We start from the raw sequence: 14,433 nt of genomic DNA on the forward strand, positions 1-14,433 counted from the left end.
CCCGGTTCACAGGCTGTTTCCAAAGCAGCCCACGTTACAATCGGCTGTGGTCAGATTGTCTCGCCTGCTGCCACGGACAGCATTGCTTCTTAGCCTCACTCTGCCTGCTGCCGCCCAATCAGTTTCAGTCGCCGAGCTTCTCGCCCAGGGCGTGCGCGCGAAGGCCGAGGAGAAGTGGGAACAGGCCCGGGCGATCTACAGCCGCGCCCGCACCGCCGCTCAATCGGCGTCGGACGCAAGCTCTGAGGCAGTGGCTCTCATCGGCATGTCCGAGGCGGAGTTGTCCCTGCTGCACGATCAGGCCGCCGAACAACTGGCCCGGCAGGGCCTGGTCCTCTCCGAACGACTCAACGATCCTGCGCTGATCGTGGCCGCTCTTCGCGCCGTCAGCTCCGTCCTCTATCAGCGCGGCGCGCACCTGGCCAATCAGCCGCTGCTGGAACGCCTGCTTCTCTTGCAGCAACAGCGGGGCGATCGCGAAGGAATTGCCGTGGCGTTCAACAACCTCGGCAACATGTGGCGCATCCTGGGCGACCAATTGAAAGCCATAGACTACCTTTCCCGGGCGGAGAAGACCTTTGCGGAACTGGGAAACCAGGGCTCCCGGGCGGTGGTCCTCAATAACATCGGCTTCGCTTACAGCAGCCTCGGCGATGATGAGCGCAGCCTCGAATTCAGCCGCAAGAGCCTGGCGCTGGCTGAAGGCGTCAAGGACGACATTCGCATCGGGTCGGCCTACAATAGCATCGGCATCACCGAGACTTACCGCGGGAACTACCGGGAATCCTTGCTCGCCTTGCAGAAGTCCCTGGACGCCCAGCGGCGTGCCAAAAACATCTGGAGCCAGGCGGAGGTTGTCAACAATATCGGGCTGCTCTACCATGCGCAGCAGAATCACGAGCAGGCGATCGCCTACTTCAAGGAGGCACTTCGCCTGAATCGCACAGTGGGGGACGGCAGTATTATCGCGGACGCCGAGAAGAACCTGGGCGACGAGATGCTGGGCCTCAATCGCCTCCCGGAAGCCGCCGGCTACTATCGGGCCTGCCTGGCGATCTGCCGCAAGACGGGCCTGGTGTCGTTGGAATCGGAGGTCCTCCGTGGGTTGGCCGTCGTGTTGTCGCGCCAGAACGCCTTCGCTGAAGCCGATCGGGAGCTCCAGCGGGCCGTCGAGATTCAGCGCAGCCTCGTCGACCCGCCGAACCTCTCGGAGACCTATCTCGAACTCGCCCGGTTGCGTCTGCGGCAAACCCGCCCGGAGGAGGCCCTCGCCTTTGCACGGCAGTCCATCGAAATCCTGGCGTCCATTGAAAGGCCTGAAGTCCTCTGGCAGGCACGCCTCGCTGCCGGACTCGCCTTGGAGCGCCTGCACCGTAACGCCGAGGCCGCTCACGAGTTCGAGGCGTCCATTGCCGCCATCGAATCCCTCCGGACCCGGGTGACCGGACCGCCCACCGCCTTGCCCATCTACCTCGCCGACAAGCTGGCGCCTTATCAGGAGCGGGTCGCGCTCGCACTGGCCGGGGGCCGCACCGGTGAGGCGCTCCGGTTCGCTGAACAATCCAAGTCCAGGGCGCTTTCCGACATCCTTCGCTCCGGCCACAAGGTCCTCGATAAATCGCTGACGCCCGGGGAACGCCAATCCGAGCGGGCGATCGAGAAGCGCCTGGCCGCCCTGGACCTGCGCCTCGCTGCCCAGCCTGGCGATAGCAGCCTCAAGTCGGAACGCGACCACGCGCGCCGCGAGCTGGAAGCGCTGCAGACCGGGCTCTATACTGCGCATCCGGAGATGGCCATCCAGCGCGGCCAGTCGCCCGCCTTCGACGATGCGGAACTCGAGCTTTTGGCGCGGGACACAGACGCCGTCCTCCTCGACTACTTCGTAACGCCGCAGAACTCTTACGTCTTTGTCATCAGGCAGGGCGCGCGGCCGCGTGTCGTCGCGCTAGGCGCCGGCCAGGCCGCGCTGCGCCTCAAAGCGGCGGAATTCCACCGCCAGTTGTCCTCCAACGATCTGGCCTACACGGCGTCCGCACAGGATCTCTACCGCCTCCTGATCGCCCCTTTGGAGGCAGACCTAGCCGGAGCGCACTCCTTATTGGTACTGCCCGATGGCCCCCTGTGGGAAGTGGCCTTCCAGGCGTTGCAGCCCACCGGCCGCAAGTTTCTGATCGAACGCATGAACGTCTCTTACGCGCCCTCCCTGGCGGTTCTCCGGGAGACGCTGAGGCTGGCACGCAGCCGCCGCGCCGAGCCGGCAAAGCGCGAGTTGCTCGCCCTCGGCAATCCCGCCGGGCAGCCCCCTCTACCCGATGCGGAGCGGCAGGTTCGAGAAATCGAGAAACTCTACGGAGCCGGCCGGAGCCGCGTTCTCGTCGGCGCTGAGGCCACCCAGGCACGGCTGCGGTCGGACGCCGGAGATTATCGCGTCCTCCACCTCGCCTCTCATGCCGTGCTCGATCCCGTCAATCCCATGTACTCCCGAGCCCTGCTGGCGCGCTCCGGCACGGATCCCGGCATCCTCGAGGCCCGCGAGTTCATGCAGTACAACCTGAAGGCCGAACTGCTCGTCCTTTCCGCCTGCGAAACCGCGCGCGGCCAGGCTCCAGGAGGGGAAGGCATCAATGGCCTGCTTTGGGCCGCCTTCGTGGCCGGCGCGCCCACGACAGTGGCGAGCCTGTGGCGTGTCGAATCCGCCAGCACGTCGGAACTCATGATCTCGTTCCATCGGAATTGGCTGGAAGCGCGCCGGACCGCGCAGCCGTTCGGGAAAGCCGCCTCCCTGCGCAAGGCCGCCCTCCGCCTGATCGCCGGCGGAAAATATGCACACCCCTTCTATTGGGCGGGCATGATCGTGATCGGCAGCCCCCTCTAACGAATGGACGAACTCCTCCATCCTTACCTGAGCGCCAGCGGCCAAGCCTCGGAAGACGAGCATTTGAAGGAGCTGGTCAGCACCTGGGCCGCTCCCATCATTCGCCGCACGGTCTCGTCGAGGCTGTCCGGCCTTTGGGAGGACCTGGAGGACGTCTGCTCGGAAGCCCATCTCGAACTTCTGCTGCATCTGCGGCGCATCAAGGCCAGGCCCGGCGCCCTCGAAATTGACGACTTCAGCGCATACGTGGGCACGCTCGCCCGCAACGCCTGCCACCACTACTTCCGGCGCCGCCGGCCAGGCCGCGCCCGCCTCATTGCCCAGATTCGCTGCCTTCTGCGGGAACCGGAGTTCCGCACCTGGCCGGGGCAGGGAACCACGCTATGTGCTCTCTCCACCTGGTCCCAGGATCTGCCGCCGGCCTCGACCGGCGCCCATTTCCGCGGCGTCGAGGGGCACGCCGATCTGGGCCGCCTGCTCACCGGTATTCTGGAGACCGCCGGCGGTCCCATCCCATTTCAAGTGCTTGTGGATTCCGTGGCCTCCGTCTGGAAGGTCACCGGTGATCAGGAGACCGTCCAGGCCGGAGAAGAACTCGACCTCTATCCTGCGGCTTCGCAGGCGGCTGAGATCACCATCGATCGCCGCCGTTATACCGAAAACCTCTGGCGCGAGATCCGCCAGTTGCCACGCCTGCAGCGCGTGGCCCTCCTCATGAATCTGCGCGACGGCCGGGGTAATTCCGTTCTTTCGATGTTTCCCCTCTCGGGCGTCGCTACTTTCGCCGAAATGGCTTCGGTGCTCGAAATGAGCGAACTCCAACTCGCTGAGCTATGGATCGAACTGCCCTGGAACGACAACACCATCGCGGCGTTCCTCTGCTGCAGCCGGCAGCAGGTAATCAACCTGCGGATGGCCGCGAAGAAGAGACTGTCCAACCGGCTCGGGGCATTGCCGGCATAGGGCCCGCACCTGGAAGGTAATATATTCGTGACAGTCGACTCCAGCTATATAGAAGCCGAACTCCCGAGACCTGCGTGAATCCGAACGACCATCTGAGGCCCGAGTCCATCTTCGGATTTCAGCACCAAATGCTGGAGGCGGAAGAACTGCGTGCCGTCTTCGCCCACATCGCCGCCTGTGATCAGTGCCGCCGCCTCCTCTCGCAGCGCATGGACACGAACGCGATGATCGACGATGCAAAGTCCGCTCTCCTGCCCCCGGCCCGTCCCGGCATGACCTTCCTGCCCAGGTATCTCGCCGCGGCGGCCGCCGTCGTCCTGGTCTCCAGTGGAGCCCTTTGGCTGATCAACCGCGCGCCTGTCGTCTCTCGGGGAACCCCGGATCAGCAGCCGGCCGCCGTGGCCCTGGCGTTGCGCACTGGACGCCTCGATTTCCCTCCCTTTCTCAAGGAGCTTGCCTCCACCCCGCGCACACTCATGGGTGAGGCCGCTTCGTCCGGCTCGCCACTCCTTTCTCCGAAAGCGACGGCCGTTCTAGCCGCACCCGTGGAATTCCACTGGCAGCCCCTGCAGGGATCCTGGAACTACCAGGTCCGCGTCTTTACCCTCTCCGGAGAACAAGCGGCCTACAGTCAGCCCGTCGTCGAAGCCCGCTGGATCTGCGAGACAGGGCTCACTCCCGGCTCCACCTATCAATGGCAGGTTACGGCCAGCCGTGGCGCCGAGCGTGTCACCTTGCCCGGCCCGGCCGAAGCCCCGCCCCGGTTCCGCGTCCTGGAGACCGCCCCCTCAGACCGATTGCGCGATCTCGTCCGCCGTCTGCCGGACGACCACCTGCAACTCGGAGTGGAATACGCGCGCGCCGGCCTTCTCGACGAGGCCCGTCATCACTTGACGGAAGCAGCCCGCCTCGCCCCCCAGCGCCAGGACCTCCGCCTCCTGCTGCAAGCCCTGCCTGAAAAGAATCCCGAACTGGTAAGGTAATAATCCGCTCCACCCGATCCTCCAGTCCCATAGTTTGCGGATTTGACCTGGAGGGACCCCCGGATGCCTGCCCACTCGCCACTCGCGCCATGGATGCGCACCGTGCTGCTGGTCTCGGCGTTGCTTGCCTCAAAGCCGGTGTCGGCCCAGCAGAACTGGTCGCAAAGCGTTACCTCGGCGGCGCCAACCGGCCGCTACGGCTTCGGCATGGCCTACGATCCGGTCCGTCGGCAGACTGTCGTTTTTGGTGGGGAAACCGGCTCTACTGACTTCACGGGGGTCGCCGATACCTGGGTCTTCGATGGCAGCAACTGGGCCCAGAAGTCTCCGGCCACCAGCCCGCCCGCTCGCGGCGAAACCGCAATGGTGTGGGACTCGGCCCGCCAGCAGATCGTCCTCTTCGGCGGCATCGCCCCCAACGGCACGAAACTCAACGACACCTGGGTTTGGGACGGCACGGCCTGGACCCAGAAGGCGCCGGCCACGCTGCCGCCCGTTCGCGGCTATCACGCCCTTGCTTACGACGCCGCACACCAGCAGGTGGTCCTCTACGCGGGTAGCGGCACCAACACCATCCTCAACGACACTTGGGTCTGGGATGGCGTCAACTGGGCCCAGAAGTCGCCGGCCACCTCGCCCACCCAGCGCCTCTATCCCAACATTGTTTACGACGCCGCCCGCCAAAAAGTACTCCTGTTCGGCGGTATGGCTTCCGGCGCCCTGGCCTCCGATACCTGGTTGTGGGATGGCTCCAACTGGACTCAGGCCGCTCCCGCCAATCAGCCCATACCCTCCGATACGACGAGCCTGTCCTACGACCCCATCAGTCAGCGCGTGTTGCTCTTCGGTGGAATCGCCCTGGTCAACGGCACTGTGTCCTTCCTGACAAACACCTGGTCCTGGGACGGAACCAATTGGACTCAACTTGCCCCCGCCGCGCAACCGCCGGGCCGTTCCCAGGCCGGGTTGGTCTACGATACCGCCCGCCAGCAGTTCGTCCTGTTTGGCGGAGCCAATACCGCTTACCTCAACGACACTTGGGCCTTCGGCGGCACCTCGCTCAATTGGGTCCAGCAGGCCCCACCGCTGTCGCCCCCTGCCCGTGGCTTCAGCGCCATGGCCTACGACGCCAAACGCCAGCAGGCCGTGATGTTCGGCGGCGCTTCCAATGTCCAGGCCCACCTCTATCTCGGCGACACCTGGGTCTGGGATGGCGCCGCCTGGACCCAGAAGAGCCCTGCCAATCAGCCCGGAGTCCGCGAACTCCACGCCATGGCGTACGATGCGTCCCGTCAGCAGGTCGTCCTGTTCGGCGGGGTGGATAGCCTCGGCTATCTCTCCGACACTTGGGTCTGGGACGGCATCAACTGGATCCAGAAATTCCCGGCCACCGTGCCCCCTGTGCGCGCCTTTCATTCGCTGGCCTACGACGAAGCCCACCAGCAGGTGGTCCTCTCGGGCGGCAGCGCTTTCGGCTCCTTCCTCAATGACACATGGGTCTGGGATGGCTCCAACTGGACACAGAAGAACCCGGCCACCAGCCCGCCCTACTTCAGCACCTACCTGGCGATGGCCTTCGATTCTGCCCGGCAGAAGACGGTTCGCTACCTCACCACCTACTCCGGATCGCTGGGTTGGAATTCGCAAACGTGGACCTGGAATGGCGTCAACTGGGCCCAATCCGCGCCGCCCAACTCGCCGGAAGCCCGCATCCTGGATGCCTCCATCGTTTATATGAACGGCCTCCAGCAGACGCTCCTCTTCGGCGGGAGCAATGCGACCACCAACACCCTCATCGCCGATACCTGGCTGTGGGGCGGCACGGATTGGACCCAACTCTACCCGCTCGTCAGTCCGTCCCCGCGCCTCGGCTACGCCATGGCGTTCGACACCCTGAACCAGCGCGCCGTCCTGTTCGGCGGGCAAGGGCCCAACAACGTCTACTACTCCGATACCTGGCTCTTTGGCGGCGCCTCCACCTTCCCTGTGAACATCACCGTTCCGGCTGGTGTGCAGTTCACCTTCAACGGTGTCACCTACACCGGTTCGCAGTCGATCAACGCCGCGCCGGGCACCTACACGCTCTCCGCCACCTCACCGCAGCAGTCTGCCGGCTCACAGTTCCTGTTTACCTCCTGGTCCGACGCCGGTGCTATCTCCCACCCCGTCACCGTCTCTTCCGCGCCAGTCAACATCACCGGTGCCTTCAAGACCCAGTTCCTGCTGACAGCGGTCGCCAGTCCCTCCAACGGTGGCACTGTCTCCCAGACCGCGGCCTCCTCCAATGGTCCCTACTACGATCCGGGCACGCTTGTTTCCGTCTTCCAGACCCCGTCCCCCGGCTTCACCTTCACCGGGTGGAGCGGCGCCTGTAGCGGCACCGGAGTCTGCTTTGTCACCATGAACGCCCCTGCCACAGTGACCGCGAACTTCACTCGCCCCACTTACTCCGTCGCCATCCACCTCCCAGCGGGCGTCCAGTACTCCTTCGGCGGCTTGCCCCTCACGGGACCGGCGTCCCTGACCCTGCCCGCCGGCAACTACGACATCGTCATGACGTCGCCCCAGGCTGCCGGCGCCGGAACCCAACTGGCCTTTGTCTCGTGGTCCGACCTCGGCGCAGTCTCCCACACCCTGACCGTCAGTGGCCCCACCACCCTCACCGGCACCTTTAAAACGCAGTACCTGCTCACGACAGCCGCCAGTCCGGCGAACGAAGGCGCTGTGACGCCCGGCGGATACCTCGACGCAGGTTCCTCCATCATCCTCACCGCGACACCCAAAGCGAACTACGCCTTCGCTTACTGGAGCGGCGCCTGCAGCGGGGCCAATCCGCTCTGCTTCCTCGTCATGAGCGCGCCCCTCTCGGCCACCGCCAATTTCACCACTCCTTACCACTGGACCCCCGTCTTCCCGGCCACGCAGCCCGCCGCCGTCGGCTCCGCCCCCGCCGTCTTCGATGCCGCCCGCCAGCAGGTGGTCCTCTTCGGCGGACAGTCCGGCAACGAAACCTGGATCTGGAACGGCGCCCTCTGGACCCGCAAGCTGCCCGCCACCGTGCCCGGCTCCCAGATCAACTCGATGGCCTACGACGCCAAACGCGGCAAGGTCGTGCTGCTCGGCATCTCCGGGACTTATCCCAACGATAAATCCACCATCTGGGAGTGGGATGGCGCGAACTGGACGCTGATCCCGGCCGCTGCGCCGCCTGAGCCGCGCGCCTGGCCCAATCTGTTCTACGACGAGACCCTGCAGAAGGTCGTCCTGTTCGGAGGTGAGGGGCACTTCGGCGCGCCCGTCTATCAGAAGGGTCTCAACGATGCCTGGACCTGGGATGGCGCAGTCTGGACTCCTCTCGCCACGCCCGTCGCTCCCGGACCGCGTGCCGGGGCCTGCGGCGCGTACGACTCGGCCAACCATCAGCTCGTCCTCTTCGGCGGCTTCGATGCGGTAACCGCGGTCAACTACTCGGACACTTGGGTTTGGAATGGAGCCTCGTGGACACAGAAATCGCCGGTCACCAGCCCGCCGAGCTTCTCCTGCGACTCGAATGTGGCCTATCACTCGCAATTGCGCCAAATCATGATCGTGGGTTGGAACAACACCGCCTCCTGGTTCTGGGATGGGACCAACTGGTCTTCGCACCAGTTCCCGGTCCAGCCGCCCGGCGCTCTCTCTGTCTCCTACGATCCGGCCCGGCAGCAGTTGGTCGCTCTCGGCCAGTCCAGCCTGCCGCTCAAACCGGTTTTGTCCGAAACCTGGTTGTTCAACAACACCCTCAATCCGCCTCTCTATCAGTTGACGGCCTCCGTCACTCCCCCAGGTTCCGGCACGCTCGCCGTGAAGGCCTCCGGCCAGCCCGGACCCTCCTACGTGGCGGGCAGCCCTCTCCTCGTTACACCCACCCCTGCCGCCGGCTATGGTTTGAAAAGTTGGAGCGGTGACTGCTCGGGCAGCGGACTCTGCCTGGTCACCCTCGACACCAATCGCAGCGTCACCGCTAACTTCAGCAATGCGCCCGTAAACGTCACTGTCAACGTTCCGCCCGGCATCCAGTTCACTCTCAACGGAGTCACCTACACGGGCACCCAAACCGTCGTCCTGGCGCCCGGCAGCTACTCGCTTTCCACCGCCACAGTGCAGACTCTTTCTCCAGGATCCAGGGCGGTCTTCCTCTCCTGGTCCGACGGCCTGCCCTCGACGCATCCCCTGATAGTCGGCGGAAATCCGGTGTCCATTACCGCCTCCTTCCAGCAGATGTATCAGCTCACCCTGGCCGCCGCGCCGTCCGCCGGAGGCGCCATCACCGCCGCGGGTGGACCCTACTACAACGCGGGCTCGGTCGTCCCCGTCACCGCCACGCCCGCTGCCGGCTACGTCTTCAGCAACTGGAGCGGCGCCTGCAGCGGCCCCGCCGCCTGCAGCGTCACGATGAACGCCCCCGCCACGGTCACCGCCAACTTCGCCGCCGGAGCCCATCCGCTTACCATCAATGTCCCGGCAGGCGTCCCCTACACCCTCTTCGGTTTCCCCTTCGTCGGTCCGCAAACCATCTCCCTGCCGCCCGGCAGCTACCCGCTTTCGGTGAACCCGGCGCAGTCCACCGGGCCCGGCGCCCGGCTCGCCTTCCTCTCGTGGTCCGATGGCGGAGCGGCCTCCCACAACGTTGCGCTCGGCGCCGCCCCGCTCACCGTCACCGGCGTCTTCTCGACGCAGTACCTGCTCAGCTCCAGTGCGGCGCCCGCCAATCAGGGCTCCGTAGGCACGGCCGGCGGACCCTGGTTCGACGCAGGCACTACGGTTACGGCTTCGGCCCTGGCCAGCCCGGGCTATGAGTTTGAATACTGGTCCGGCGCGTGCACCGGGTCGGCCGTCTTCTGCTTCGTGAAAATGAACGCGCCCGCCACGCTCGTCGGGCACTTCAGCGTGCCGGTCGTCGCCAGCCAGCTTCACCCGGCCGCCCACCCCTCGGCGCGCAACGGTTACGGTTTGGCCTACGATGCCGCCAATCAGCAGGTCGTCCTCTTTGGAGGCACGGAGCAGGGCACCAATAAGCTCCTCAACGACACCTGGTTGTGGGATGGCTCCTCCTGGACCCTGCAGTCGCCCGCCCTCAGCCCGCCGCCCCGCTCGCTCATGGGCATGGCCTACCACGCCGGCACCGGCACCGTCGTCATGTTCGGCGGCGAAACCCCCGGTCCCCTGGCCACCCCCAATCACTTCGGCGATACCTGGGTCTGGAACGGCAAGACGAAAACCTGGACTCAGAAGGGCGCCGGTCCCAGCCCGCGCTTCGACTCGGCCATGAGCTCCTTCGGCTCCGATGTGATCCTCTTTGGCGGAGTCTTCGCCCAAACCGCGGCGTTCGTGGTCGTGGACGGCACGGCCTATGGAGACACCTGGCTCTGGGACGGCAATGCGTGGCACCAGAAAGCGCCGGTCCACTCGCCGTCTCCCCGCTTCGCCTCTTCCATCGCCTACGACTCGGTTCGAAACCAGGCTGTTCTCATCGCGGGCATCCTGCCCCTCTCGAAGAGCAATTCGGGCTACACGGACACCTGGGGTTGGAACGGCGCGGACTGGCAGGCCCTGAACACCACCACCCCCTCCGGCTTCGCCGCCGCCTTCGATCCCACCATCCAGCAGGTGATCCTCCTCGGCGTCTCCGGCAACTACCTCTGGGCGTGGGACGGAGCGGCCTGGTATCAGCGCGAAACGCACGACCCCACTCTCAACAACATCGCCTTCGACGCGGCACGCCAGGAACTCGTGGCGTTCGGCAACGCGGGCGCCACCTGGATTCGAGTGGCGCCCAAGGTGAGCCTGGCCGCGGGCGGTCCCCCCTCCGTGGCCATAGCCTCCAACGGCGACTACCTCGTCACGGTCAACATGAAGAACCAGGGCAACATCCCGGAGACCGGCATTCTTGCCACGGCAGCCACAGCGTCGGGGATCTCCGCCAGCGGCTTCACCTCCGCCCAACTCTTCACTCTCGATCCGGGCCAGGGCGCGCCCGTCACCGCACGCTTCCCCAAATCCGCCGGCCCTGGCTTCAAGGTCCTGACCCTGAGCGGCCTCTACAGCGCGCCGCCCGTGGCCAACTCAGCTTCATGGAGCACCTCGCTCCTGGTCAATTTCCCTTAACTCGGAGGAATGAACAATGAGAACAATCAAACTCGCATTTCTGCTGCTGGCCGCCTGCTGGAGTACGCTCTCCGCCAGCAGCATCCAGGTGAACCTGGCGAACCCGTCGCAGACCGGGGCCCCGGGCTCCGTGCTCCAGTTCTTCGGCACCATCACGAACCTGTCCGGAGTGGATCCTGTCTACCTGAACGGCATCAGTGCCAACTCCGTATCACCCGATCTCACCATCGATGTGATCCCCTTCTTCTTCAACCGCCCCGCGTCCCTGGCGCCCGGCGCGACCTCGGCCCTATTCGAGATCTTCGAAGTCACGATTCTGCCCGGCGCTCTGCCCGGCCCGCATGTCGGCAACACCGTGTCTTTCCAGGGCGGCCTCGCCGGGGGGGCGTTCGAAGCTCTGGCGGACGCCAACGTCGATGTGTCGATAGGAGTGTCCTCAATACCGGAGCCATCCACCGCACTGCTGTTGTGCAGTGGGTGCCTCCTGCTGGGGCTCTTGAGAAGGAAGCGCTAATTCAGCAACGGCGACAACCGCCATGCCGCGAACCGCATCGGTCAGGGACTCATTTGGGGGAAAGGGCGCGCCGCACACCGGGCTCGCTCCACCCCGGAATTACCGGCAGAACCCGAAGGTTCTGTCCAGCGATGAGGCGGTAACATACAGCCAATCGCACGGGATTTTGGGATGGAAGCGGTGGACGGGCAGGCCGAAGGCGGGATCGTAACAAACAGAAAAAATGGTGGCCAGGGACGGACTTGAACCGCCGACGCCGGCCTTTTCAGGGCCGCGCTCTACCAACTGAGCTACCTGGCCATCGGCTAAACAGTAGTCTAGCAAACCACGGCCCCCATCCGCATCTTTCGCGCCTGTTATTCGTTCCTCAACGATGTCGCCGGATCGATCCGCACCGCCCGCCGCGCCGGCACCCAGCACGCCAGCAGGCTCACCACCAGCAGCGTCGCTCCGATCGTCGAGAAAGTCACCGGATCGTTAGGCTGTACCTGGTACAGCAGGCTAGACAGGAACCGCCCCAGTCCGAGCGCCGCAGCCAGCCCCACCGCCAGGCCCAGCATGGCCAGCAAAGCCCCGCTGCTCATGACGTTACCCTGCACTTGGCCCGGAGTCGCACCCAACGCCATCCGCAGGGCCAACTCCCGCGTCCGCCGCGCCACGCCATACGCCACTACGCCCGAGACCCCCAGCGCGCCCAGGATCAGCGCCAGCACCGCGAACGCCGCCATCAAGCCTGTCCGCAGCCTCGGCTGCGCGGCATCGGCGGCCACGAGGTCCGACATCGTCCGGATCGCGAACAGCGGCTGATCCGGGTCGATCTTGCGCACGGCCGCTCGCAGCGGGCCTGCCATGGCCAGCGGATCGCCAGAAGTGCGCACCATCAGCACCATCGTCGGCCACAGGCTCCACGCCGAGTGCATATACATGGTTGGCGGCGGATCCTCGCCCCGCCCCTTGTGCCGCACATCCGCCACGACTCCGACAATATTGAACATCTGCCCGTTCCCGAGGTGAACCTGTTGCTGCAATGGATCTGTGCCCTCTGGCCACAGGCGCCGGGCCAACCCTTCGCTAATCACCATGGGCCTCTGCTCGAAGCGATCCGATTCCGAGAAGAACCGGCCGCGCAGCAGTTTCACGCCCATCGTCTCCATGGTGCCGGGCGAAATGATCCGCCACGACGCCTGCCTTCCTTTTTCCTGGGGCTGGGCTGGGCCAGGGCCCTCCGCCACCGACATACTCGTGTCGTCGCCGCTCATTGGGGTCATGCTGGTCATCCCCGTGGATGTGACTCCCGGCAGCGCCTGCACCTCAGGCAGCAGCCGCCGGTAAAACGCCGCGGCGTGGTCCAGCGTCGGATACTTCGACTCCGGCAGGCTGACGGAGGCCACCAGCACGTGATCCGGCCGGAAACCAAGCTCTGAATCCTGCAATCGCGCCAGGCTCTGCAGCAGCAACGCGGTGCCAATCACCAGCACCGTCGCCATCGCCATCTGGACCACCACCAGCGACTGCCGCAGCGGATTGCGCCCCGAGTGCGTCCGCCCCGTCTGCCGGAGCGTCGAATTCAAGGCAGAACGGCTCACCAGCCATGCCGGAGCGAACCCAAACAGCACCGAGGTGGCCAGCGTTACCGCCGACACGAATAACAGCACCGGCGATTCCAGGGTCAGAGTCTCCACACGTGGAGTACCCGCCGGCAACAGCTTCTGCAACCCGGCCAATCCCACCGCCGCCAGCACTAACCCTGCGCCTCCTCCGCACACGGCCAGCACGATATTCTCCGTCAATAGTTGCCTCAGCAACCTGACCCGGCTCGCGCCCAGTGCCAGGCGCACGCTCATCTCTTCCTGCCGGGCGCTGGCCCGGGTGAGCAGCAGATTCGCAATGTTCGCGCAGGCCACCAGCAGCAGCAGCCCTACGGCCGAAATCAGTACCCACAGGCTGGTCTTCAGCTTCGACCCGACAATCCAATCCAGCACGGGCACCATGCGCGCGGCCCAACCGTCGTTCGATCCCGGAAACTCCCGCCCTAACTCCGCACAGACCCGGTTCAGGTCCGCCTGCGCCTCACTCAGGCCGACGCCTGGCTTCAATCTCGCCAGCACCGTCAAATAGTGGTTGGACCGATTCTCCTTCGCCAGATCCGGAGCCAGCGGCAGCCACAACTCCGGCTTGGACGAGAACCCCATCTGTTGGGGCAGGACGCCCACCACGGTGCGCGCCTGTCCATCCACTCGAATGGTCCGGCCCACAATCGAAGCATCCCCACCGTAGCGCCGGTCCAGCAACCCTTTGCTGATCATCGCCACCTGGGTATGGCGCGGTTTGTCTTCTTCCGGCAGGAACGCGCGTCCCAGCAGCGGCTGGATCCCCAACATGGGCACCAGGTTGGCCGAGATCGCCGCCGCTTCCGCATGTTCCGGCTGGCCGTCGCCCGTCAATATCACGGCCCGCGACGTAAATCCACCCACTTGCGTGAAGCCGCGGGTTCGCTGCTGCCACGAAACGAAGTCCGGAACCGAGGCGGTGAAACTGGTAATCCCCAACTTCTCGTACGTACTTAAGATCCGCACAATCTGTTCCGGATTCTGGAACGGCAGCGGTCTCAACAACATCGCGTGCAGCAGCGAGAAGATCACCGTGGTCGCGCCAATCGCCAGGGCCAGCGTCAAAACGGCCGTCAGGCTGAAACTGGGTGTCTTGCGCAAGGTACGCAGCGCATACCGTACATCCTGGTTCAGCGCGGCGAGTTGCTCCCGCGGAGCCTCCATCAACACGCCCGTCAGCGCCTCAAACCAGACCCGCAGCCGCTCGCCCGCCGTCGAGGCTGAGCAGTACCGGTCAGAAAACACCATCGACATCTCCCGGCCATATTCGTCCCGAAACTCAGCGGGGTACAGCCACAACAGGCCGCGGAACAGCGCGTTGCCCGGTTTCTGATTCGTCGGCAT

The 14,433-nt window shown here is 65.2% G+C and carries 6 protein-coding genes and 1 tRNA gene; 5 read left to right on the top strand and 2 right to left on the bottom strand.

What is annotated here, in order from left to right; all coding sequences use genetic code 11:
* Window positions 1-82: 82 nt before the first annotated feature.
* From IRI77_RS35085 to IRI77_RS35105, 5 genes are all read left to right on the top strand, one after another.
* Window positions 83-2,875 (top strand): CHAT domain-containing protein, encoded by a 2,793-nt coding sequence (locus IRI77_RS35085; protein WP_194449572.1) that lies wholly within the window; start codon window positions 83-85, stop codon window positions 2,873-2,875.
* A gap of 3 nt (window positions 2,876-2,878) precedes the next feature.
* Complete coding sequence (locus IRI77_RS35090; RefSeq protein ID WP_194449573.1) at window positions 2,879-3,838, top strand: sigma factor; 960 nt, start codon at window positions 2,879-2,881, stop codon at window positions 3,836-3,838.
* A gap of 74 nt (window positions 3,839-3,912) precedes the next feature.
* Window positions 3,913-4,821 carry a hypothetical protein gene (locus IRI77_RS35095; RefSeq protein ID WP_194449574.1) on the top strand — a complete coding sequence of 303 codons (909 nt, stop codon included), beginning with the start codon at window positions 3,913-3,915 and terminating at the stop codon, window positions 4,819-4,821.
* Window positions 4,822-4,884: 63 nt separating this feature from the next.
* The gene (locus IRI77_RS35100) at window positions 4,885-10,965 is read left to right on the top strand and encodes a Kelch repeat-containing protein (protein ID WP_194449575.1); all 6,081 of its coding nucleotides are present in this window, start codon (window positions 4,885-4,887) and stop codon (window positions 10,963-10,965) included.
* 16 nt (window positions 10,966-10,981) lie between these two features.
* Window positions 10,982-11,479 (top strand): PEP-CTERM sorting domain-containing protein, encoded by a 498-nt coding sequence (locus IRI77_RS35105; protein ID WP_194449576.1) that lies wholly within the window; start codon window positions 10,982-10,984, stop codon window positions 11,477-11,479.
* 224 nt (window positions 11,480-11,703) lie between these two features.
* On the opposite strand, the gene IRI77_RS35110 is transcribed toward IRI77_RS35105, so the two are convergent.
* Both IRI77_RS35110 and IRI77_RS35115 read right to left on the bottom strand, forming a co-directional pair.
* Window positions 11,704-11,779 (bottom strand) — tRNA-Phe (locus tag IRI77_RS35110).
* Between the two features lie 56 nt (window positions 11,780-11,835).
* Window positions 11,836-14,433, bottom strand: coding sequence for an ABC transporter permease (locus IRI77_RS35115; protein WP_194449577.1), 2,598 nt, complete (start codon window positions 14,431-14,433; stop codon window positions 11,836-11,838).

The sequence above is a fragment of the Paludibaculum fermentans genome (assembly GCF_015277775.1).
Lineage (GTDB): Bacteria > Acidobacteriota > Terriglobia > Bryobacterales > Bryobacteraceae > Paludibaculum > Paludibaculum fermentans.

Bases quoted from the DNA above. Each gene is read 5' to 3' on its own strand.
- IRI77_RS35115 (WP_194449577.1), bottom strand. From the start codon at position 14,433: ATGCCGACGAATCAGAAACCGGGCAACGCGCTGTTCCGCGGCCTGTTG.
- IRI77_RS35105 (WP_194449576.1), top strand. From the start codon at position 10,982: ATGAGAACAATCAAACTCGCATTTCTGCTGCTGGCCGCCTGCTGGAGT.
- IRI77_RS35100 (WP_194449575.1), top strand. From the start codon at position 4,885: ATGCCTGCCCACTCGCCACTCGCGCCATGGATGCGCACCGTGCTGCTG.
- IRI77_RS35090 (WP_194449573.1), top strand. From the start codon at position 2,879: ATGGACGAACTCCTCCATCCTTACCTGAGCGCCAGCGGCCAAGCCTCG.